The sequence below is a fragment of the Evansella tamaricis genome (genome assembly GCF_019042215.1).
Taxonomy (GTDB): Bacteria; Bacillota; Bacilli; order Bacillales; family Salisediminibacteriaceae; genus Evansella; species Evansella tamaricis.
Map to the genome: position 1 here is coordinate 46,830 of NZ_JAHQCS010000184.1, position 22,255 is coordinate 69,084.

The 22,255-nt window shown below is 38.7% G+C and carries 21 protein-coding genes; 11 read left to right on the forward strand and 10 right to left on the reverse strand.

Annotated elements, in window-relative coordinates; translation table 11 throughout:
* Positions 1-114 precede the first annotated feature (114 nt).
* Entirely contained in the window at positions 115-1,428 is a 1,314-nt protein-coding gene (locus tag KS419_RS23580; protein ID WP_217069537.1) for a phytoene desaturase family protein, read from the reverse strand.
* 134 nt (positions 1,429-1,562) lie between these two features.
* Positions 1,563-2,390, reverse strand: a complete 828-nt coding sequence (proC, locus tag KS419_RS23585; RefSeq protein WP_217069538.1) for a pyrroline-5-carboxylate reductase — start codon at positions 2,388-2,390, stop codon at positions 1,563-1,565.
* 184 nt (positions 2,391-2,574) lie between these two features.
* Here proC and KS419_RS23590 point away from each other — a divergent pair, with 184 nt between their 5' ends.
* Positions 2,575-3,363 carry an SDR family NAD(P)-dependent oxidoreductase gene (locus tag KS419_RS23590; RefSeq protein WP_217069540.1) on the forward strand — a complete coding sequence of 263 codons (789 nt, stop codon included), beginning with the start codon at positions 2,575-2,577 and terminating at the stop codon, positions 3,361-3,363.
* A 56-nt stretch (positions 3,364-3,419) separates the two neighbouring features.
* Here KS419_RS23590 and KS419_RS23595 read toward each other — a convergent pair whose 3' ends face one another.
* Positions 3,420-4,622: a cystathionine gamma-synthase family protein gene (locus KS419_RS23595; protein ID WP_217069542.1), complete on the reverse strand. Its 1,203-nt coding sequence runs from the start codon at positions 4,620-4,622 to the stop codon at positions 3,420-3,422.
* A gap of 273 nt (positions 4,623-4,895) precedes the next feature.
* On the opposite strand from KS419_RS23595, the gene KS419_RS23600 reads away from it, so the two are divergent.
* Positions 4,896-6,164: a Y-family DNA polymerase gene (locus KS419_RS23600; RefSeq protein WP_217069544.1), complete on the forward strand. Its 1,269-nt coding sequence runs from the start codon at positions 4,896-4,898 to the stop codon at positions 6,162-6,164.
* A 62-nt stretch (positions 6,165-6,226) separates the two neighbouring features.
* On the forward strand, positions 6,227-6,814 hold the full coding sequence (locus KS419_RS23605) for a DJ-1/PfpI family protein (protein ID WP_217069546.1): 588 nt from the start codon (positions 6,227-6,229) through the stop codon (positions 6,812-6,814).
* A 120-nt stretch (positions 6,815-6,934) separates the two neighbouring features.
* On the opposite strand, the gene KS419_RS23610 is transcribed toward KS419_RS23605, so the two are convergent.
* Complete coding sequence (locus tag KS419_RS23610) at positions 6,935-7,294, reverse strand: YolD-like family protein (RefSeq protein WP_217069548.1); 360 nt, start codon at positions 7,292-7,294, stop codon at positions 6,935-6,937.
* Between the two features lie 246 nt (positions 7,295-7,540).
* Here KS419_RS23610 and KS419_RS23615 point away from each other — a divergent pair, with 246 nt between their 5' ends.
* The 7 genes from KS419_RS23615 (at position 7,541) to KS419_RS23645 (ending at position 15,612) form a co-directional block, all read left to right on the forward strand.
* Positions 7,541-7,822, forward strand: coding sequence for a hypothetical protein (locus KS419_RS23615; protein ID WP_217069550.1), 282 nt, complete (start codon positions 7,541-7,543; stop codon positions 7,820-7,822).
* A gap of 142 nt (positions 7,823-7,964) precedes the next feature.
* Complete coding sequence (locus tag KS419_RS23620) at positions 7,965-8,444, forward strand: low molecular weight protein-tyrosine-phosphatase (RefSeq protein WP_217069552.1); 480 nt, start codon at positions 7,965-7,967, stop codon at positions 8,442-8,444.
* Between the two features lie 489 nt (positions 8,445-8,933).
* Positions 8,934-10,781, forward strand: a complete 1,848-nt coding sequence (gene asnB / locus KS419_RS23625; RefSeq protein WP_217069554.1) for an asparagine synthase (glutamine-hydrolyzing) — start codon at positions 8,934-8,936, stop codon at positions 10,779-10,781.
* 146 nt (positions 10,782-10,927) lie between these two features.
* The gene (locus KS419_RS23630; protein ID WP_343215114.1) at positions 10,928-11,803 is read left to right on the forward strand and encodes a CAP domain-containing protein; all 876 of its coding nucleotides are present in this window, start codon (positions 10,928-10,930) and stop codon (positions 11,801-11,803) included.
* 152 nt (positions 11,804-11,955) lie between these two features.
* A complete protein-coding gene (locus KS419_RS23635; protein ID WP_217069555.1) occupies positions 11,956-13,449 on the forward strand; it encodes a phytoene desaturase family protein in 1,494 nt (497 codons plus the stop codon).
* Positions 13,449-14,924 carry a phytoene desaturase family protein gene (locus KS419_RS23640; protein WP_217069557.1) on the forward strand — a complete coding sequence of 492 codons (1,476 nt, stop codon included), beginning with the start codon at positions 13,449-13,451 and terminating at the stop codon, positions 14,922-14,924. Before KS419_RS23635 ends, KS419_RS23640 begins: the two co-directional genes overlap by 1 nt.
* Complete coding sequence (locus tag KS419_RS23645; RefSeq protein WP_343215115.1) at positions 14,902-15,612, forward strand: phytoene/squalene synthase family protein; 711 nt, start codon at positions 14,902-14,904, stop codon at positions 15,610-15,612. Before KS419_RS23640 ends, KS419_RS23645 begins: the two co-directional genes overlap by 23 nt.
* A gap of 370 nt (positions 15,613-15,982) precedes the next feature.
* Here the strand turns inward: KS419_RS23645 and KS419_RS25080 are convergent, their stop codons facing one another.
* From KS419_RS25080 to KS419_RS23665, 5 genes are all read right to left on the reverse strand, one after another.
* Positions 15,983-16,786, reverse strand: a complete 804-nt coding sequence (locus KS419_RS25080) for a phytoene desaturase family protein (RefSeq protein ID WP_246594697.1) — start codon at positions 16,784-16,786, stop codon at positions 15,983-15,985.
* Positions 16,695-17,468 (reverse strand): phytoene desaturase family protein, encoded by a 774-nt coding sequence (locus KS419_RS25085; RefSeq protein ID WP_246594712.1) that lies wholly within the window; start codon positions 17,466-17,468, stop codon positions 16,695-16,697. Before KS419_RS25085 ends, KS419_RS25080 begins: the two co-directional genes overlap by 92 nt.
* Positions 17,465-18,580 carry a glycosyltransferase family 2 protein gene (locus tag KS419_RS23655; protein ID WP_217069559.1) on the reverse strand — a complete coding sequence of 372 codons (1,116 nt, stop codon included), beginning with the start codon at positions 18,578-18,580 and terminating at the stop codon, positions 17,465-17,467. Before KS419_RS23655 ends, KS419_RS25085 begins: the two co-directional genes overlap by 4 nt.
* 9 nt (positions 18,581-18,589) lie before the next feature.
* A complete protein-coding gene (locus KS419_RS23660; protein WP_217069607.1) occupies positions 18,590-19,165 on the reverse strand; it encodes a lysophospholipid acyltransferase family protein in 576 nt (191 codons plus the stop codon).
* Positions 19,166-19,274: 109 nt separating this feature from the next.
* Complete coding sequence (locus tag KS419_RS23665; RefSeq protein ID WP_217069561.1) at positions 19,275-20,102, reverse strand: carotenoid biosynthesis protein; 828 nt, start codon at positions 20,100-20,102, stop codon at positions 19,275-19,277.
* Between the two features lie 81 nt (positions 20,103-20,183).
* Here KS419_RS23665 and KS419_RS23670 point away from each other — a divergent pair, with 81 nt between their 5' ends.
* Positions 20,184-20,930, forward strand: a complete 747-nt coding sequence (locus KS419_RS23670) for an SDR family oxidoreductase (RefSeq protein ID WP_217069563.1) — start codon at positions 20,184-20,186, stop codon at positions 20,928-20,930.
* Between the two features lie 364 nt (positions 20,931-21,294).
* Here KS419_RS23670 and KS419_RS23675 read toward each other — a convergent pair whose 3' ends face one another.
* Positions 21,295-22,245: a TIGR03943 family putative permease subunit gene (locus KS419_RS23675; protein WP_217069564.1), complete on the reverse strand. Its 951-nt coding sequence runs from the start codon at positions 22,243-22,245 to the stop codon at positions 21,295-21,297.
* Positions 22,246-22,255 lie beyond the last annotated feature (10 nt).

The window sequence follows — 22,255 nt, forward strand, 5'->3', positions numbered from 1 at the left end:
GTATAAGCCTCCAAAACAAAAAATACAATATTATTCTACTAGAAAGTTTTAAAATAAGAAACAATAAAAAGGAAAACCTCCGTAATTTAACAACGGAGGTTTATGGATATGGAATTATGCCCCTTTTTGATCCGCAGATTTTTTTAAGATTCTTTGACTTACTTGGTATGCACTGGAAAATGAGAGTTCTGATAACTGCCCTTCCCCTTGGCACCAATCTCCGGCAAAGTAAGTGTTGGAGATTTTCGAGAACGAAGTAGGTAAACCACGCTGGTGCATCGTCCACTTAATCGCTTGTACTACAGCAACTTTTGACACTCTTGGTATCACAAGTTGTTTTCTCCAACCTTCGAAGTGTTTATCGTAAAAGGCTTCAATTTCCCCTTTTAGTCTTTCATGTGCTTTAGGATCGTGAATATCATTTGATCTTAAATATGCAACAGCCTGTAACAATTGCCCTCCTGGTGGTGCGGCTTCCATATCGTAATAAGAAATATCAGAAATGAAAATCTGCCGGTCTCTATCAAAAATATATGTATAAGGAGACTCAATCCGTTTCCTTAAACCGATATCATAGAACATAACATACGTGGGTTCATAATCCGAATAGCTTTCCAAATCCGATTCAATGACGGTCCCTTGGAAGAGCGTTCTTAATTCCTCTGGAGGAATTGCGAAGATAAAATGCTCTGCATAAAACGTGTTCTTTTTTGTATGAACTTCTCTTACTTTTTCATTTTCAACTGTAATTCGTTCCACTGCAGTCTTCGTAATGATCTCACCGTTGTTTTTTTCGATGACGTTAACAAATTGTTCCACAAGCTTATTCCACCCACCTTGAATATAACTTACTGGAATATTTGTTTTAAACAATCTCCGGTAATAACCAAAGAAAACATCGGAAGGTATTTTTTCTGGTTCACCGGTGAAAAAATTCGACGATGCTAAGTTTAGCATCATTTCTTTAACGGCAGGACTTACTTTCTTACGATCAAGCCATTGCTGGATAGAAACGTTAGGGTCGCCCTTTTCAAATCCTAACATTGTAAACAAAATATGATAGGCGAAACGGAATTTATCCATTCCCTTTAATAGTTTGGTCTGCAGTAGACCACCGATGTTGGATGGGACGACAGATACGTCTTCCCCTAAATCATATTTCGCTTTCATCTGTGTAAAATCAGACCAGTACAATTTTAAACCGAGATCACGTTCCATGGTTGTTAAATAGGATTGATCTCGGCCGTAGATGGCATGGGCTCCAAAGTTAAATTGGAATCCTTTCATATTTATAGTCATGGCACGTCCGCCAAGTTTTCCACGTTCAATAAGTGCTACTTTTTTACCATGGTGAGCCAGGGAAGCAGCAGCAGATAAACCGGCTAAGCCACCACCGACGATGACAACGTCGTATTGGCTTTTTTTCATACTTCATACCTCCTAATCAGGAAAAACCATTTGCAAGTACTTTGATATAACTAAACACTGCAACAATATTGCTTTCATTATAGCTTATTATGAAAGTGATTGGAAGGTATCAATTAAAGGGGGAATGACGAATATTACTTCGTGTATATATTCTGACTTCCAAGCTCTTTTGATTTTTCCCAAGCAGCGAGGATGCAAGATAATAAAGCGTCTTGGACATTGTGCTCTGATAAAACATTAAATCCCGCTTCGGTTGTTCCCCCTGGACTCATAATTTGCTGATATAAGTCCTTAGGGTGCTCGTCACTTTGCTGCACTCGTTGACTAGCCCCTAAGAGTGTTTGGGACACAAGTATTTTTGCTAACTCTGGTTCAATGCCCATCTTTATTGCAGCCATTTCCATAGATTCCATTAAATAATAGATGTAAGCAGGACCTGTACCTACTAACGCTGTCATGGCATCCATCTGATCCTCAGGTACTTCTGCCGTTTCACCGATGTATTGAAAGAGGGTTCGCACCTCTTCACGGATTTGATAAGGGACATGTTGACCGTAGCAAAGTGTCGTCATAGATGCAGCAACAGAAGCAGATGTATTAGGCATGGAGCGAATTACTGGGATTTCTGTCACTAATTCTTCTTCTATCGATCTTGTAGTAACACCCGCCATGACCGAAACAATTGGCGTATTATTTGTGAAATAAGGTTTAAATGGTTTAATAGCTACCCGCCAGTCCTTCGGTTTACATCCTAGTATGACGAGTGTTCCTGGTGCCAATAACTCGTCAGTATTTCTTGTTGTTTTAATTCCGTACGTATTTTTTAATTCTTTCAGTCGATCGTCATTTGACCGATTAGTAATAGTAAGCTGTTCCCCTTTTAAGTGACCATTTTTAAGCCAACCTTTTAGGAGTGCTTCAGCCATATTTCCTGCCCCAATCATACTTACACGTAACTTCATGGTGCTTAATCCCCTTTCTTTACTGCTCACTTATCTGCGTTAATTTAATAAATTGTTCCTAATTATGAGTTGCATTGACGCATATGTCAATATATATTTAAAAATTAGCTAAATTTCGAGGTGTTTTTTTTAGATTCAAGTATAATAAGTAGCATAGACTTATGTGTTGGAAAGGAAGGTTACTATGTGGACATGGGATGGAAAACATATTGTCATAACAGGTGCATCCAGTGGAATAGGGGAATGGATTGCGCGGGAAGTGGCAGGACGTGGTGGTACTCCAATTATGCTGGCAAGGTCTTATGAAAAATTAAGTCAAACAGCCACAGAGATTGAAAGGGATACCGGGATAGTTCCCATTGTATTTGCACTGGACATAACAGATGCGGAACAAGTGGAAAGGATTTTTCAAAAAATACATACTATTGGGGAAATCCATGGTTTAATTAATAATGCGGGATTTGCTATTTTTGAATATGTTCAAGATGCTTCCTTAGATCAGATTAAATCGATGTTTGATGTTAATGTATTTGGGGCGGTGGCTTGTACGAAAGAGGTACTTCCATCCATGCACAGGAATGGAACGGGTCATATTGTTTTTATCGCTTCCCAAGCAGGGAAGTTGGCTACTCCCAAATCAAGTGGCTACTCTGCTACTAAGCATGCTATTTTAGGATTTGCTAACAGCTTGCGTTTGGAGTTGGCCGGTAGCGGAATTCATGTGAGTTCTGTTAATCCCGGTCCTGTTCGTACGCCATTTTTTGATCTTGCAGATCAATCTGGAGAATATCAAAAAAATGTGGAGCGATACATGTTAGACGCAGAAGATGTTGCAAGAAAAACAGTGAATTTATTTGAAAAGCCAAAGCGAGAACTTAATCTTCCAGGATGGATGAGTATGGGGACAAAATTATATCAGTTGTTTCCCGGTTTGGTGGAAGCGGTGGCAGGTAAACAATTCAGAAAGAAATAGTAGCCGTAATAATACGGGCTGGGACACAACTATGTCCCAGCCGCATGTGAGAATTTTTATTTATCGGTGACAAAACTTAATGCATACTCAAGGTCTTCTATGAGATCTTCCACATTTTCAATTCCAACGGAGTAACGGACCAACCCTTCTGGAATTCCAAGTGCTGCCCGTTCATCTGGTGTATTTTCAACATGACTTGTGGTACGTGCAGGACCTACTGTAGTCTCTACAGCACCGAGATTCGCTGCCTTATTGGCATATTTTAGTTTAGGGAAGAATTCCCTGATAGAATCCAGTTCTCCTTTGACAGAAAAGCTCAGCATTCCTCCAAAATCACGCATTTGTTTTTTTGCAATTTCATGGTTTGGATGAGATTCTAAACCTGGATAAAACACTGCTTCAATTTTATCGTGCTCTTGTAAAAAGTGTGCAATTTTATGGGCACTCTCACACTGCTGTTTTATTCTTAAATGAAGTGTTTTCATCCCACGTAAAAGTAAATAAGCAGCCATGGGATCAAGACTTGCCCCATTGATTTCCCGATAATGATATATTCTTTCCACTAATTCTTTGTTATTACTGCAGACTACCCCACCTAAAGCATCAGCGTGACCTCCAAGGAATTTCGTCGCACTGTGAATCACCAAATCTGCACCAAATTCTAATGGGTTTTGAAGGATAGGTGTAGCAAATGTGTTATCCACAAAAACAAGAGCCCCTGCACCATGTCCTGCTTTCACCATCCGCTTGAGATCAGTAATTTTAACTGTGGGATTTGTAGGTGTTTCGATATAAAGGATGTCGCAGCCCTTATTTACCTCCGCTTCAATCTCTTCATGATTTCCCGTCTCACATAAAGTGACATCAATATTTAACCTTGGCAAAAATTCAGTAAAAATCTTATTTGTTCCACCGTAAGTGTCTTTAATGGAAACAACACGATCACCAGGTACTAATACGGTGGAGAGAGCATTACTGATTGCAGCCATTCCTGTGGAAAAACTTGTCGCAGCTATCGCCCCTTCTAAGTCTTTCACTTTATCTTCAAATGCCTGAACTGTCGGATTTGTATTTCTACCATAAATATGGCCTTGTTTATTCCCAATTGCAACTTCGAACCATTCATCAATGTCATCATATCCAAAAGATACACTGTGCACGACTGGAACTTGTGTTGCACCGTGTACTAAATATTCCTTTTCTCCAGACCAAACTGATCTGGTGCCTTTCCTTGCTTTTGTATCGCCTTCTTTTTTCATCTCATTCACCCCTTTGTGTAATACAGATATCTCTACTTATAGCCTACTATTTTTTCTTGAAGATTCCATTCGTCAAACTGTATGAATTTTTTTCTTTTCCATTAGACAGTATGATAGTTTCCCTTCTGATCTTGCCATCCCTGAGTTTGCAACCTATGTGGACAAAAGGAAAAACCATTAATTATAAGTTATTAATTTCCTGTTGATAAACAGAAACAATGTAACATATAATAAAAACACTCGAACGTATGTTCTTTTATTAGGGGTGGTAAAATGGATGTGGATTATGGCTCTTTTCCTAAACGGACGATCCTATGTATAGATATGAAAAGCTTTTACGCCAGCTGCGCAGCAGTTGCATTAGGATTAGACCCCCTAACCTGTCATCTTGGTGTCGTAGGAGATAAAAACCGTGATGGAAGCGTCATTTTAGCTGCAACACCAGCGTTGAAACGGGATTTTGGCATTAAAACTGGAAACAGGCTATTCGAAGTACCGAAGGATTCTCGAATTCAATTAGTGAATGCAACGATGGCCACCTATTTAAATATTTCTGTCCAAGTAACGGAACTGTTTCATCATTATGTTCCGATGGAGGCAATTCATACTTACAGTGTAGATGAAAGTTTCTTGGATATTGGGGGGACAGAACGACTATGGGGAAATGAGTGGGAGTTCGCCAGACAAATTCAAAAAGATCTATACAAACATTTTGGACTATCCTGTGCCATTGGGATTGGTCCAAACATGCTCCTTTCTAAAGTTTGTTTGGATATTGAAGCAAAAAAGCAAAAAAGCGGGATTGCCAAATGGGGGTATGAGGATGTGGAACAGAAGTTGTGGCCTATCTATCCCCTCCAGCAAATGTGGGGTATTGGTTCCCGGTTAGAGAAACGACTTCATCAAATGGGGATATTTAAAGTGGGACAACTGGCAAAATACCCATTGAATAAACTGGAAAAAAAGTTTGATATAATGGGAAACCAGCTTTATTACCATGCGTGGGGAGTAGATCTTTCCGAGCTTGGTGCACCTCTTCTAGACGGACAGATTAGCTACGGAAAAAGTCAGATATTAATGCGCGACTATGACAATCCTGTTCAAGTAAAACGTGTGATATTAGAGATGTGTGAAGAGGTAGGGGCAAGAGCCCGAAAGGAACATAAAGCAGGGCAGACGATCGTTTTAGGGATTGGTTACAGTAAGGACGCTAGTCATTCCGGATTCAACCGTCAGATAACGGTTGCCGAACCTACTAATATTACATTGGAACTCTACGAAGCTTGTTTGCAGCTTTTTGAGAGGAACTATGATGGGAGTATTGTGAGGCGCATCTCTGTTGCCTTAGCGAATGTTTGTGAGGACAGTTCGATTCAATTAAACCTTTTCGATACGTCTCGCCCGAGGCAGAGAGCCCTTGGGTATGCTATGGATGAGATCCGGAGAAAACATGGTGCCAATGCCCTGCTCCGTGGTGTGTCTTATACTGAAGGGGGAACAGCTAGACATCGAAATACCCTCATTGGAGGCCATAAATTTTAAAAAGTTTTGTGGTTTTCCAGTGCTATAATAAACTCATCCAATGATAGAAAAGAGCGATACTCGTGAAGCGAATATGTTTATTGTTGCCGAACGGTTTTGAAGAAGTGGAAGCAAGTGTATTTACTGATGTTTTTGGTTGGAATCTATTAGAAGGGGACGGCACAACAAAGCTGGTAACCGTTGGGACAAGGGAACAAGTGAAGGGCACCTGGAATTTTACTGTCATTCCAGAAATGGTCATATCTGAAGTGAATACTGATGAGTTTGATGCCCTTACCGTTCCCGGTGGATTTGAGCATGCCGATTACTATAAAGATGCTTATCGGGAAGACGTACTGACGCTAATCAGAGAGTTCCATGAAAAAGGGAAATTCATTGCTTCTATTTGTGTAGGCGCACTTCCTCTTGGGAAGAGTGGTATTTTGAAAGGGAGGAACGGAACGACCTATAACCTTAGTAGCGGACACAGACAAAATCAGCTCAGAAGTTTTGGGGTGAATGTGCTGCCGGACCAACCTGTTGTAATGGATGGGAATATCATTACTTCCCACAACCCTTCAACAGCATTTGATGTGGCATTCAAACTGCTAGAACTGTTGACTTCAAAAGAAAACTGTAATCACGTAAAAAAATTAATGGGCTTTAAGTGAGCTAGAGCCGTGGTTTTTGAAATGAAAAATGATGTGGGTGTATACAAATAAAAGGAACTGAAAAAGTTGTTTTATACTTTTTCAGTGGCCTCGTGTATACGCCACATCATTTTCAACAAATTATAAAGACTCCTGTTCATTGGCTGTATCAATATATATATCCACAATTTCCTGAAATGGAATTCGGAATCTTCTGGAAGTGATGGGACATTCCAGCCAAAGTTGCCGCTCCATTTGGTCTAATTTCCGTACGAATCCGCGAAAAGTTTCTGTTCTTCCGGCCGTTACGGTAGTGATAAGAAGGGGAGACTCCCCTTGGTAGGCCTCCGCTAATGTTCTGCTCCATTCTTCTAAAACTTGGCCATCTATTTCAGGTGGTTTTATTTTTTGGTGTTCCTCTGAAAGTTTTTTTAACATTTGAACATGCTCTGGAAGCATCATGGAGGTCCATTTAATTACTCCCCGATCCCGATTAGTCATTGTTTATCCCTCCTTAAAAAAACGCAATAAATAAGAACGTTTGTTCTTATTTTACTCTAAAATTTAATCGAGAGCAAGGGGAGGTAAAAGTCTTAAGATATTGAATTATTAATTAAATTCTGAAGGAGGAAATGTTAAAAGAATCGTCATAAATTTATAACCAAATATGTACTGGAAAGATGTATAGTTAAGCTGTAAATAAAAGTGAGGTTCGTACAAAACCTTAGAGGGGAAAGGGCGTTTGTCATGATTGTCAAAGATTTAGTCGAAACCACAGAGTTAATGTTAGATGAAGTTGGGGAAAATGTTGCAGTAATATATGAACTGTTTGATAATGCAGATTGTCACTGTGATGGGGAGAAAGTGGAAGAAATAGAGTGTGATCCGGAAGAAGTGGTTCAAATTTTAGCCGGATGCTCAGTGGATTCATTAACAAATATTAAAACGTATCAAGTAGGGAAAGATTTCTCTTCCGTAGAAGAAGTTATAAACGATATTCGAAAAAACTATAAACATTTATTAAAATAAATCAGGCTAATTCCAAATTTAATAATTCATCTCCCAAAAAAACCACACTAAAAGGTGTGGTTTTTTGTAGTCGGTATTACTTTTTAATGTGGACTGTTATAATAAATGCAATGATAAAGAAGTTTAAAAGGGGTTTGGTATTGTGATAAAAGTTCTATTCGTATGTCTCGGTAATATTTGCCGGTCTCCCATGGCGGAGGCTATTTTTAGACAGAAAGTAAACGAAGCGGAATTAGGCGAAGACATAGTTGTGGATTCTGCAGGGACGGGTAATTGGCATGTGGGAAACAGACCACATGAGGGAACCATTGAAATTTTAGAGAAACATAGCGTGAGTCATGCTGGGATGTTAGCAAGACAAGTTATGCCGGACGATTTACAAGAGTACGATTATATTATAGGAATGGATGCATCCAATGTGGGAAATCTCCATCGACTTAAGGGGACTGATAATAAGACTGGAGAGATAAGGCGTTTATTGGATTTTGTTCCTTCCAACTCCGTTGTGGATGTTCCAGACCCTTACTTTACTGGGAATTTCAAGGAAGTATATACGCTTGTGGAAGAAGGGTGTGAACGACTGTTAGCTCACATCCGTGAGAGGATGGGAGCGGGAAATTAGATGTAAAGATGTTGCCTTGACGAAATGGGGAAATCCTTAAAGCTGTAACGACGACAAATTAAATAAGAAAACGTGTCTATCGAATAGGTAGACACGTTTTCTTATTGTCTAGCTCCAGCGCCTACTCGCTACGGGGCACTTCGGAAGTGACAACTGAAGTCAAAGAGCGGACTTCTGTTGTCATTCCTCCACTGCCCTACGCTCGTGACCAAAGGCGCTTACGCTTTTCTTAAAAGGTAGAAAGTATAAGTTTTTGCACCTTCGGGCAAGTTGTCTAGCTCCAGCGCCTACTCGCTACGGGGCACTTCGGAAGTGACAACTGAAGTCAAAGAGCGGACTTCTGTTGTCATTCCTCCACTGCCCTACGCTCGTGACCAAAGGCGCTTACGCTTTTCTTATTATTTTTTAAAAATGTTAAGGTACATTGGACAAAGGGAAGTGAATAGCATGGTAAAAGATCAAATATATTGAAATGAGGGATAAAATAGTATGTGTGGAATCACTGGTTGGATCGACTTTTATCGCCCGTTAACCCATCACACAAAAACGGTGGAAACTATGACAAAACCACTGGAATTCAGGGGACCTGATGCCACGAATACTTGGATAGGGGAACATGTGGCATTTGGCCATAAGCGACTCATCGTAATTGATCCAACAGGTGGTAGGCAGCCTATGGTAAAGGAACATCAAGGAAATACGTTTACTTTATGCTACAATGGTGAGCTGTATAACACAGATGATATTCGTCAAGAGTTGCTTCGACTAGGTTATACATTCGAATCCCATTCCGATACGGAAGTACTACTAGTAGCATATATACATTGGCGGGAACAATGCGTTGATAAATTAAATGGTATCTTTGCCTTTGCCATATGGGATGGGGATAAAAAACAAGTCTTTTTAGCAAGGGACAGACTTGGTGTTAAACCACTATTTTTTTATAAACTCGGCGAAGGGATTCTGTTTGGTTCAGAAATGAAAGCCATTTTAAATCATCCTGATGTGGATGCTGTTATTGATGATGAGGGTCTCTGTGAAGTCCTCGGTTTAAGTCCTTCAAGAACACCAGGACATGGAGTATATAAGGGGATGGAGGAACTGCGTCCTGCCCATTGGATGAGGGTGTCCCAAACTGGGCTGGAAATAAGACGGTACTGGCAAGTGAAGAGTGAGAAACATGAGGACAATGTGGAAGAAACAGCTGAAAAAATCCGTTCCTTATTTACTGATACAGTGCAAAGACAACTTGTTTCTGATGTGCCAGTATGTACTTTTCTATCTGGTGGTGTAGATTCCAGTGCTATCACAGCTATCGCTTCCAATTATTTTAACGAGCAGGGGCGAGAGACATTAAAAACCTTTTCCATTGATTATGAAGAGAATGAAAAGTTTTTTAAGGAAAGTAAGTTCCAGCCCAATTCCGATGCCCCATGGGTGGAAAAAATGCATAAGGCGTTTGGAACAGAGCATAAAAACTGTATCCTCTCCAACGAATTATTATTTGACTACTTAAAAGATGCGGTTCGGTCAAGGGACCTGCCTGGGATGGCAGATATTGATTCGTCTCTATTATGGTTTTGCAAACAGATTAAACAAGATGTAACTGTAGGTTTATCAGGGGAATGTGCCGATGAAATATTCGGTGGATATCCATGGTTCCACGACGAAAAAATGATGAATCAACCGACTTTCCCTTGGATGAGGTCTGTTCTAGAACGGGAATCTATGCTTAAATCCCATTGGAGAGACAGACTTCAATTAGCGGATTATGTTCAGAAAAGATATCAGGAGACATTGGAAGAAGTCCCAGTATTAGAGGGAGAAACAGGTATAGACAGAAAAAGGCGAGAACTGTTCTATGTGAACATGATTTGGTTCATGATGACTCTCCTTGACCGGAAGGACCGGATGAGTATGGCAGCCAGTTTGGAAGTGCGGGTCCCTTTCGCAGACCATCGTCTTGTGGAGTACGTATGGAATATTCCATGGGAGATTAAAATGCACGGTAATCGAGAAAAAGGTATTTTAAGGAAGGCGTTAGAGGGTATTCTACCTGATGAAATTTTATATCGAAAGAAGAGTCCATATCCTAAGACGCATCATCCCGTATATACGGAGCTAGTGACAAACGGATTAAAGGAAATTTTAAAGAAAGATTCTCCTTTGTTTGATTTATTTGACAAAAATGTTCTAAATCAGTTGGCAGAAACTAGTGGAACCTCCTTTAAAGAGCCTTATTTCGGACAATTGATGTCCGGTCCTCAATTAATTGCACACCTGATTCAAATGGATACGTGGCTGAAGGAATATAATGTGAAAATTGAAAGTAAGTAAAAAAATGCAATTAAAAACCTTTCCCAATTTTGGGAAAGGTTTTTTTTACATTAATAATTTGGGATATTTTTATCTGAAATTCCCATAAATACTTTTATTTTTTATGAAAAAAATAAAATCATAGAAAATAAAAGAGGAGTAATGAAATGAAAAAAAATTGTATTACTTTATTGATGTTATTGCTATTCGTAGTTGGGTGTAATGAGAATGAAAATGCTTTTGATATGGGATCAGATAATTTAGAAGCACAAAACTGGAGGGAATTATACCATCCCCCATTAGGTGAAGGGGACCAGGATGGAGGTAATTGGAACGCTGTAGGGATGGATAATGATGATGATTCCATTTCCAGTGACAGTACTGCAATACCAAGTGAACAATATCCAGAGACAAAGGCAGTAAAAATTCAGGAAGCAAAATATAAATTTGTAGTGGATGGACAACAAAATTCTAATTGGAAACAACATTTGAAGAACAAATGGGGGGGAGGTACTAAAGAGCAACAAGGAACTTCTCCTGAACAAGGTTCACAGCAAGAACAAGCTCCTACAGAACAAGAAGCACCACCACAAGAGGAGCAGCAAGTCGAAACCACCCCACAACAGGAAACGGATCAGCAAACCAGTCCTCAAGGGGAGGCAGGCATTAGTGATTACGAAAGAAAAGTAATTGAATTGACAAACGTGGAAAGACGCAACAATGGTCTTCCAGACTTTGAAGCAGATGCACAGTTAAGCAGTGTTGCTAGAGCAAAGTCAAAAGATATGCAGGAAAATAACTATTTTTCACACACAAGTCCAACATATGGTTCACCATTTGATATGATGAGAGATTTTGGAGTTTCTTATAAGACGGCAGGGGAGAATATTGCTCAAGGACAACAGACGCCGGAACAAGTCGTGCAATCCTGGATGAATAGCGAAGGTCATCGGAAGAACATTCTTAGTAGTGATTTTACTCATCTCGGAGTCGGATACGATCAGAATGGTCATCACTGGACACAAATGTTCATAAGTAAATAATTTTACGAGGCTGGGACAAAAGAATTTAAATACTTTTGATCCAGTCTCTTTCTCTTTACACAAACTGCAAAATTTTAAGCATATCAATTGCATTTTGTATAACTAAAATATAAAATTTGTATAACTATAATACAGTTAGTGGGGATGGGGAAATGACAAAGGATAAAGTGGTGATCATCGGAAGTGGACCCGGTGGATTAGCTGCAGCAATGCTCTTGTCTGCCAAAGGATTTAACGTAAGGGTTTTAGAAAAACAGTCATATATAGGAGGGAGAACATCTTCCTTTTCAAGTGGTGAGTACACCTTTGATCTAGGCCCAACTTTCTTTAGTATGCCGTATATATTAGAAGAAATATTTGAGGAATCAGATCGAAAATTAGCAAATTATATGACGTTAAAGAAATTAGATCCAATGTATACCTTATCCTTTGATGAATTTTCGCTTCAGGCCACTAGTGATCAAAGAAAAATGAGGGAGCATATAGAAAATCATTTTCCAGGATACGGTCAAAAGTATGATCTATTTATGAAAGAAACTAGGGCTAAAATGAATATGCTCCTGCCTATTCTCCAAAGCAAATACGATTCCCTGTTTGATTATTTAAGGCGGAAGAGTATTAAGGCGCTCCCGTCTTTAGAGTTTGGAAAGAGCTTATATGATGTTCTTTCACGATACTTTGATGATGACAGACTTAAACTATCTTTTACTTTCCAATCAAAATATTTAGGAATGTCTCCATGGGAGTGTCCCGGTGCATTCAGTATTCTGTCGTTTATGGAGCATGAATATGGAGTATACCACCCCATTGGTGGAGTTAATCAAATAACAAAAGCATTGGCGAAAGTGGTGGAAGAACACGGTGGCCAAATTCATAAAAATAATGGGGTCAGGAAGCTGGTTTTAAACGGAAATAAAGTCATTGGTGTGGAATTAGAGGATGGGGAAATTATCGAAGCAGACCATGTTGTGATGAATGCAGACTTTGCTTATGGGATGACCACGTTACTTGACGATACGAAAAGGAAAAAATATAAAAACGCGGAGCTTATAAAAAAAGATTATTCCTGTTCCACATTTATGATCTATGCAGGGGTAAAGAAAACGGTAAATTTAGATCATCATACAATCTATTTTTCTAAAGACTATAAAAAAAATGTGGAGCAGATAACCAAAACTTTTGAACTATCCGAAGACCCATCTATTTACATTCAAAATGGTTCTGTAACAGATCCTACGCTAGCACCTGTCGGGAAATCTGCTCTTTATATTCTAGCACCGGTTCCAAATAATTTAAGTGGAGTGGATTGGGAGAGAGAAAAAAGTAGTTTTAGAGATTTAATTTGGGACCAATTAGAACGTCGATCAGGTATTTCCTTGAGGAGCCACTTGGAAGAGGAAACGATACTAACGCCTCTTGATTGGGAGAGACAAAAATTTGTCTTTCAGGGGGCAACTTTTAATCTATCACACCGATTAGGTCAAATGATGTATTTCCGTCCCCATAACCGGATGAAGGACATTGCCGGTTTATGGCTAGTGGGGGGTGGAACTCATCCGGGCAGTGGACTTCCAACTATTTTTGAGTCGGCAAGAATAACAACAAATTTACTAGTTTCATCGTATTCTAGAATGGGGGAGAGATAATGAAGACAGCCATTATTGGTGGGGGGATAGGAGGAATGATTACTGCTTTATATTTAAGCTTGGAAGGGGAAGAAGTTACTATTCATGAGCGGCAAGACCGTTTAGGTGGCAGGTTGGCGTATGTCAATGAAGCTGGTTTTAAAATCGATGAAGGTCCTACCATTATTTTATTACCAGAAATAATAAAAGGTATCCTTAAGGAACTTTCTGTGGAACTAAAAGAATTGGAGATGGTTTCTATTGATCCACTTTATCCCATTCACTTTCCTGATGGTAAGGTGTTTTTGAAGTGGAGAGATAAGGAACGGCAAAAGGAGGAAATAAATCGGTGTTTTCCTGGGGAAGAGGTGGCGTTTGAAAGATATATGAACGAAATGGAAGAGAGGTTTATGGAGGGAAAAAAAGCATTCTTGGATCATAGTTTTATTCAAAAACGCTCTTTTTGGAAGAAAGAAAATGTCTTAACTTTATACAGACTTAAGGCGTATCAAACGGTGAAGAAGCAAGTGGAGAGTTATTTTCAATCAAAGTGTTTAAGAGAAGCTTTTTCCTTACAAACACTATACATAGGTGGATCCCCCTCAACCACTCCTGCCTTATATTCCCTTGTTCCCTACAGTGAGCATGAACATGGAGTGTGGTATTTAAAAGGTGGATATGCTCGTCTAGCAGAGATATTGACAAAGGAACTTGAGAAACGAAACATTGTGATTAACTATAATAGCTCTGTTACAAAAGTCTATAAAGAAAAGGATCGCGCAACAGCATTAGAGTGTAATGGAAAGATACATCCATATGAACGGTTTATTTTAAATGGGGATTTTCCATTAAGTGAAAAGTTACTTTATCCAAAAGAGAAAAAATCTCGTAAGTATATCCCCTCCTCTGGAACAGTTGTAATATACCTTGGTTTAAATGGGCGCCTGAATACAAACCATGTTCATCAATTTTTTATGGGCGATGACTTGGAAGGGTTGATGAAGGAAGTATTTGTAGAAAAATCCCTGCCACTAGACCCTTCCTTTTATGTATTTCATCCGTCTCTTATTGATGAAAGTTTAGCCCCTGCTGGAAAAAGCGTTGCCTATGTATTGATTCCAGTTCCATCCTCATCCACCATATCTCAGAGGGACTATGAATCTCTTGCAGAAAAGGTGCTTGTGAGATTAACAAAACAACTAGATCTTGACCTAGATAAAAAGATAATATGGAAAAAATTTAGAACCCCACTGGATGCCCAGCAGGAAGGATTGTTCGGAGTTGGAAGCTTTGGAATCGCCCCCACATTGTTTCAGTCTGGTGTTTTTAGACCGCAAGTCAAGCCATTTCCTTTAGATAATGTTTATGCAGTTGGAGCTTCCGTTCATCCTGGTGGCGGGGTTCCTATCGTAATGCAAGGGGCAAAAATTCTCGCAAATGTGATTCGATCAGAAAGGGAAGGGGAGAGTGAACATGAACAGAGAAGAAGCGTATGAACGTTGTAAAGAAGTTATTGACCATCATTCAAAAACATTCTCAAAGGCATTTCAGTATTTACCAAAGGAAAAAAAGCAGGCTGTATGGGCTATTTACGCTTTTTGCAGAACTGTCGATGATATCATTGATGAAGGAAAAAATCCTGAGAAAGAAATCCTAATGTTTGAAGAAAAGCTAGATATTTTCTCTCAAGGGGGTATTCCTGAACAAACGTTCCTATGGATTGCCCTTAGAGATACATTTGCGAAATTTAACTGTATTACTAAGCCTTATTATGACATGGTAAAAGGACAGAAAACGGACTTGGTTAAAACACATTACGATACGTATTCCGAACTCCAGGAATACTGCTATCATGTTGCAAGTACGGTTGGTCTCATGCTTTTACCTGTACTTGCTCCGAAAAAACAGGCCACACTTCGGTTAAGTGCCATTCGCCTTGGTATTGCGATGCAAATTACAAATATATTAAGGGATATTGGGGAGGATTACGAGAGGAACCGTATTTACATTCCGAAAGAATATCGTCAAAAATTTGGCTATACGGATGAAATGATGCAAAAGCGTGAAATTAATTATCAGTTTATTAAGATGTGGGAATATTCTGGCGGAAATTGCAGATTATTATTACTCTACCAGTTTAGAAACCGTTTATTTATATCCTGTAAGGTCACAAATCCCGGTTAAAGCCGCTACTCTGTTTTACAGAGGTATACTTCAGTCCGTTCGTGATAATCAGTATGATGTGTTTTCAAAGAGAGCATTTGTTTCTCCTCAACAAAAAAGGCTTATTATGAGTACTATTGAAACTAGTAAAGAACTGAGCATCTAATGGAAGGAATGACTTCGTGAATGGAAAAAGGTCACGTAACTCTAAGTCGGTTCCGTGATTCTTTTAATAGATAAGAATTTATAAGTTTTTGCACCATCGGGCATGCCACAGGACGTGGCGTTTTGCCACGTTCTGCCCGATGGACGGATACTCTTCAGAGCGATGCTTGTAGAGGAAGAGGCACTGCCCTACCCTCGTGAGCTTAGGCGCATGCGATTCTCTTATTCATAGCCTATAATCTTTTATTATTTGTTCTGCTACGTTCCTGCCGCTCAGAACTACCATCGGAGAACCGCCTCCTGGGTGGGTGCTTCCTCCTACAAAATAAATATTTTCTAAATCTCCAGATCGATTAAATGGACGTAAAAAAGTATCTTTTTTCCGGTTTGATGCCATACCATATAGGGAACCTCGGAAAGCATGAAAGGTCTGGGCAATCATCAAAGGGTCAACTATTTTTGTCTCGACTAATCCATCCCTCAAGTGTAGACCCCGATTCTCAAGTTTTTCAAAAATGAAATCTTTCATAAACCCTTTATCAATCTCCGAAGAACCATCTGCCTTCAAAGGGGGAGCATTCACAAGGATAAATAAATTATCCCCATCTGGGGAAATGGTTGGATCAGTTTTCGATGAAGTACAAATATAAATAGTTGGATCTTTTCCGTATCTTCCCTGATAAAAAAGTTGATGAAACTCTTCCTCATAGTTTTCTCCAAAAAAGACATGATGATGATGTAGGGCGTGTCTCTTATTTGAAGCTGCCAGAATAACAAAAGCTGAAACAGAGGGTTTTATTTTTGAAACATGTTTATTTGAGAATGATGGTCGGTGTTCTTCTTTAATTAGTCTTGGATATTGCGTTAATAAATCTCCGTTAAAGAGGAAGACATCCCCTTCTAATTGTCTTTTAGTCGTTTCCACAGCAGTCACTTTTCTATCCATCACATAAGCCTTCTGAACTTCTTCGTTTATATGAATCGTAACACCAATCTTTTTTGCCAGTTGCTCCATCCCTTGTGCGTGCAATTTGATAATTACCCCCTTTCGTAAAATAAACCCCATCACTAAATTCTAAATGCCCGATCAATCCAAAAGTGGCAGGGGCAGAATAAGGGGAAGAGCCAATGTAAGTAGCATAACGGTTAAAGGCGTTACGTATACGTTGATCCGAAAAGTACTGTTTATGAAACTGATCAAGGGATTGTAAGGGTTTGGCAGAAATCATAGCTTTCATCAGTGGAAGGGAAATAAAGTCTCTCCATGATGAAAATGTGCGGTTCAAAAAGTAATTTTGAGCTAAAAGAATTAGTTTTTCAACTTCCATTAAGTAAGAGTCGAAATTCTTCCCGGAAGGTCCATGTAATCTTCCCAGTTCTTCTCTCATTTCCTTATGATCTGATGAAAAATAGAGGTGAGCCCCATCTGAAAAGCTGTTTTTTGTATGTTTGATGAGCTTTTGAAACTGGAAGTAATCATCTGGATTTTCTCCTGCACTCAAAGGGATGGATTGAAAAACCTCTGGCATTGTAATTGTGTTTGGTCCGAAATCAAAATGATGTGTTTGAAATTTAATTTGATGGAGTTTTCCTCCGAGATGGGAATTCTTTTCAATAATCGTTGACTGCCATCCGGCTAATTGTAACAAGATGGCAGAAGACAGACCCCCGAGACCTCCACCAATAATAATGACATGTTTTCTTTTTTTCATTGATAAGTTCGCCCCTTCCAGCTAAACCCTTTATTTGAAAGGCCTAAGTAGGTTGAATATCCAAGTACAATTAAGGTTAATAAAACAGAAAAGGGAAATAAAAAACAAAGCCACCATTTTTGATTTGTATTCCTATCAATACTCCATTTCATCATTGTGATTAAAAGATAAGGCAGAATAAATAGAAAGGATGATTGATTAATACTGATACCAACTAAAATAATTGGAAAAATAAAAAATGTGACATAAAATAACGCAAGGAAAATGGCTAATAATACATGCTTTCCTAAACCGGGGAAAATATTTTTAGAAAATCCATTCCAGACTTCCCTATTGGTTTCATACATATGACAAGTAACCAAATCTGTAATATTCATTAACTTTACAAATCTTCTTTTCCTTTTAACTTCTCTAGCAAGGTGAATATCTTCTACCAACGAGTTTTTCACGGTCTCATGTCCTCCAGATTGATGATAGACCTCCCCTTTAAACATCATAAAAGCTCCGTGTGCAGCAGAAAAACTTTGGTTTAAAGTTTTGTTAGCTCCCCAAATAGGAAGGTGAAAATGAACAATAAAATGCTGCATCGGGACTAATAAATGACTAAAAAAACTAGTTAGTGGAAATCGTGGGAACCCAGTGAGAAGCCCCATATCCATATCAAAATGGGTTAATGTTTTTTCGAGAGTATGAGGGGCAAGCCGTACATCTGCATCAATAAACAAATAGTAATCTCCCGTTGCCATCACTGCTCCTTGATGACATGCGAAAGGTTTTCCTACCCAACCATCTGGTAAAGGTAATCCAGAGATGATTTGAAATCGGTTGTCATCTCCAACTTGTTTCCTTAATTTTGCAAGGGTGTTGTCCTCAGAACGGTCGTCCACCAAAATAAATTCTATGAATGGATAGGTTAACTCCTTTAAGTTGGAGATTAAAGATGGGATGTTCCTTACTTCATTTCGTAAGGGAACAATAATAGAGACAAGTCCCCTCGTTTCTCTGTCCGTCCTATTTGAGATATCTACATTGCCTTTTAATGCTGGAAGCGACTTTTGATTGACAATTATCCATAAATTAAACAAAACCAGTATGTTAATATACCATATCACGAGCCTTACCTACTTTCTCCTCAATCTTCTTTTTAAATCTAGCTTGTCTGCGAAACTTTCTTTCCCTTTAAGCAGAAGCTTAAAAGTTCCCGGATGTTCGTTAATCGCTTTTTCACGTAGCCAATCTAGATTTTTTTCCATGATGCTTTCCATAAGAGAAGTTGTTTCTTTTCGGGTAGTGGTTGGAATGGACATTTTATCACCTATATGTATATACCATTCCGGAAGTTGATGATGGACTAAACTGTGATAAAAAGTAATTGGAATTATTGGGATATTTTTATTTTTCTCATGTAAATAGGAAGCACCACTCAAAAATCGAAGAGGTCTTGTTTCTATATGCAATTCTTCTCCTTGAGGAAAAAGGAATAGGTGTTTCCCATTTGTCAGTTCTTTTGATGCATATTGGAGAGAATGAATCATGGAACGTATGGAGGAGCGGTCCACGGAGAAGGCACCGATTTTTCGAAAAAAGGGGAATCGTGTTAAGCCTTCCAATGACATCATTCCTATTCCATCTACTTTTAGTAACGTCTTATTTAAGTAAAATAAAATGATAGAATCCCACCATGAACTGTGATTGATTAATTAAATGGCTGGAGTTGTCTTCTTAGGCAATACGGATAAATTTGTAACAACAATACGATGAAAATGCCTTCGTAATAATTTTTTTGTATAAAAGAAAAAAAGACGTTCAAATAAAAGGTGCTTTTTCGGTGTTATCATTTTTCTTCACCGTCCATTTTTCTAAGGAATAATAACTATAGTAAACTAGTAATAAAGCAAAGCTACTTATAGTAGATGCTATATACAGTTGGTTCATCATTGCTATTAAAATAAACATCAGCATAATCATTCCATAAAGATATACCATGTATTGTCTCCAATAACTTCTTTTTACTGGCGGTTTACTCAAGGCATCCATTGGCAGTAAGATGTAAATAAAATAGTGTAGTATAAAAGAGAGAATAAACCAACCACTAAAATTAGATAGGGGGATATCATAATAAAAACCTGATTCGTGCCAAATCCAATATTCTTTGACGTGAAATGCAACAGGATCAATGATTAAGTCGAGACTGGTAGCAATAAATGCACCGTACAAAGAGAATAATAGACCTTTAATTTTTGATGTATGTAATAATGAAAGAAGTGGACTTGCCAAAACTTGAGATGTGGCAATTACCATCATCCAAGCAAAACCTATTGTTATGGGAACTCCAAATAGTTTCGGACCGAAATCTGATTTATAATCATATTCACCAAAAAACAAACCAGTTTTAACACCTACCCCTTCCATGAACATGGTAAGGAAAAAAACGGAGCCTATAATGATAATATTGGTTGGATAATTGCTCTGACGAGTAAAATAAAGTATGGCAAGGAGGCCAGTGGTAACTAAAAAGACAATATTGGCCCATTCCAGCCACTGAGGAAGTATATCGAATGTTAATAGTACGGTACCACATACATACCAAAATAGAAAAAAACGGAAAATCAATTGATCAATTGTTGGTGACATTTTATTCCCTCCATTTTCTGTATTATACTATTTGTACAATATTTGTACAATAAAATAACATTTTTGTGAAGGAGCTATGGGATGGAAAACAACTACTTAGGAAAATATGTCATTGTCACTGGTGCTGCCAACGGCATTGGAAAAGCAATAACGGAAGGATTTTCTGAAAAAGGTTCTACTGTATTTATGGTGGATAATGACGAAACAAATGGAAAGGCAGTTATGGAGGACCTACGTTCAAGAGGGAGACATGTTATTTTTATTAGGGGGGACGTGGGGAAGGAGGTAGAGGTATTACAAGTATTTGAAGAAATTAAAAAACATACTGCAAGTATTAATTGTATAATCAATAATGCTGGAATCTCTAAATTTGTTTCCTTGGAAGAACTCACTTTTCTTGAATGGGAACGGGTTTTACATACAAATTTAAGCAGTGTATTTTTGTTCTCGAAGTATGGAATTGACATGATAAAAAAGGGTGGATCAATTATTAATATAGCGTCCACACGTGCTTTGATGTCGGAAGAGAATTCAGAAGTATATGCAGCATCAAAAGGGGGAGTGGTTTCATTAACACATGCGTTAGCTTCCAGTTTAAGCAACAGAAACATACGAGTAAATTCCATTAGTCCAGGATGGATTGAAACGGGTGACTATGAAACGTTGAGAGAAAAAGATCACGAACAACATTTTTCGAAGCGGGTAGGTAAACCTGAGGATATTGTCCGAGCCTGTTTTTACTTGGCGGATCAAGATAATGATTTTGTAACTGGGGAAAATATTGTGGTTGATGGTGGGATGACAAAGAAAATGATTTATGAACATTAGAACAGTAATGGAAGTAGAGGCGTGACAATAGTGCTTTAAATAAGAAAAGCGCAAGCGCCTATGCTCACGAGCGTAGGGCAGTGGAGGAATGACAACTAGAAGTCCGCTCTTTGACTTCAGTTGTCACTTCCGAAGTGCCCCGCAGCGAGTAGGCGGTGGAGCTAGACAATGAAAAGCGCAAGCGCCTATGCTCACGAGCGTAGGGCGGTGAGGATAGACAATGCCCGAAGGTGCAAAAACTTATACATTCTTATCTATCAAGAAATCCGAACGAATTGATGGTCGATACCATTAATTCGTTCGGATTTATATTTTTCCACGTGCCACTGGTGAGTCTCCTGATCTTAGGCGAATGCACATTAATTTATCTATTAAAGTTAGGGTAAACATAAGGAGTTGCTGGTTGTTCCACTTCCACCAAATAAGCATCTTCAATGATTGGGATAATGAAATCATTATACTGTCCTTTTTTAATGGTTCCCCTTGCAAAGAGCCATGTATCCTCTTCAAAATCTTTTGCTTCCTGTGATTCTACGAGTGTCCCATAAACTCCTGCATCTGCAGTACAACATGTCATGGAAAAGCGTGCTATAACAATTTGATGATCTTCGAAATCTTCTTCTCGGTAGGCAAAGCCAAGAATTTCAATTTCTTTTCCAATAAATCTATCCAAGTAAATATCAAGAACAGTCATTACATCAAGGTAGTTTTGCTCTGTTACGGTAATGGTGTCTTCTACTGCGAATTCATCAGCTAACTCTGAGTAGTAGTCATCATACCAGTCTTGATCATAGAAGTCTTCCAATTGAAAGTGCTCAATATCATCTGTTTCTCCATTGTTTTCAGACAAACTATTAATATATCCCTCAGGGTCGTCTAAATACGCTTCCGCCCTTGACAGACTAGATTCTCCTTCCCCACTCACTTGATTTATTCCTAATCCAGATCCGTACTGAATCCCCCGGTTTGCGGCTACGGAACTGTCCAAAGCCCTGTCTGGTAATATAAACCCAAATAAGATAGGCAAAATAAAAATGCTGTATATTAACAACTTTACAGGAAATGGTCCCTTTATTTGATGATCGGCTTCACATGAACAACTATCTTGGTGGGAATCTTTTTTTGTACTGCGGAAAACTTGCATAATCCCAAGAAGAAAGAATGTTCCTAAAGCAAAATAAATGAAGGGCATCATGGATGGAGCAATATAATAGACGATATTTCCTGTCATGATTAATCCTAAAATTAACAAAGCAAAGCCGATTAAAATAATTCCTTGAATGTATGCATGGAACGAATGATCATATTTTTTCATTTTATCACCC

What these genes read in the sequence shown, in the direction of transcription:
- KS419_RS23635 (WP_217069555.1), top strand. Translation starts at nt 11,956, where the DNA reads ATGACAAAGGATAAAGTGGTGATCATCGGAAGTGGACCCGGTGGATTA.
- KS419_RS23590 (WP_217069540.1), top strand. Translation starts at nt 2,575, where the DNA reads ATGTGGACATGGGATGGAAAACATATTGTCATAACAGGTGCATCCAGT.
- KS419_RS23610 (WP_217069548.1), bottom strand. Translation starts at nt 7,294, where the DNA reads ATGACTAATCGGGATCGGGGAGTAATTAAATGGACCTCCATGATGCTT.
- KS419_RS23675 (WP_217069564.1), bottom strand. Translation starts at nt 22,245, where the DNA reads ATGAAAAAATATGATCATTCGTTCCATGCATACATTCAAGGAATTATT.
- KS419_RS23600 (WP_217069544.1), top strand. Translation starts at nt 4,896, where the DNA reads ATGGATGTGGATTATGGCTCTTTTCCTAAACGGACGATCCTATGTATA.
- asnB (WP_217069554.1), top strand. Translation starts at nt 8,934, where the DNA reads ATGTGTGGAATCACTGGTTGGATCGACTTTTATCGCCCGTTAACCCAT.
- KS419_RS23580 (WP_217069537.1), bottom strand. Translation starts at nt 1,428, where the DNA reads ATGAAAAAAAGCCAATACGACGTTGTCATCGTCGGTGGTGGCTTAGCC.
- KS419_RS23630 (WP_343215114.1), top strand. Translation starts at nt 10,928, where the DNA reads ATGAAAAAAAATTGTATTACTTTATTGATGTTATTGCTATTCGTAGTT.
- KS419_RS23645 (WP_343215115.1), top strand. Translation starts at nt 14,902, where the DNA reads ATGAACAGAGAAGAAGCGTATGAACGTTGTAAAGAAGTTATTGACCAT.
- proC (WP_217069538.1), bottom strand. Translation starts at nt 2,390, where the DNA reads ATGAAGTTACGTGTAAGTATGATTGGGGCAGGAAATATGGCTGAAGCA.
- KS419_RS23670 (WP_217069563.1), top strand. Translation starts at nt 20,184, where the DNA reads ATGGAAAACAACTACTTAGGAAAATATGTCATTGTCACTGGTGCTGCC.
- KS419_RS25085 (WP_246594712.1), bottom strand. Translation starts at nt 17,468, where the DNA reads ATGAAAAAAAGAAAACATGTCATTATTATTGGTGGAGGTCTCGGGGGT.
- KS419_RS23595 (WP_217069542.1), bottom strand. Translation starts at nt 4,622, where the DNA reads ATGAAAAAAGAAGGCGATACAAAAGCAAGGAAAGGCACCAGATCAGTT.
- KS419_RS23640 (WP_217069557.1), top strand. Translation starts at nt 13,449, where the DNA reads ATGAAGACAGCCATTATTGGTGGGGGGATAGGAGGAATGATTACTGCT.
- KS419_RS23665 (WP_217069561.1), bottom strand. Translation starts at nt 20,102, where the DNA reads ATGTCACCAACAATTGATCAATTGATTTTCCGTTTTTTTCTATTTTGG.
- KS419_RS23615 (WP_217069550.1), top strand. Translation starts at nt 7,541, where the DNA reads ATGATTGTCAAAGATTTAGTCGAAACCACAGAGTTAATGTTAGATGAA.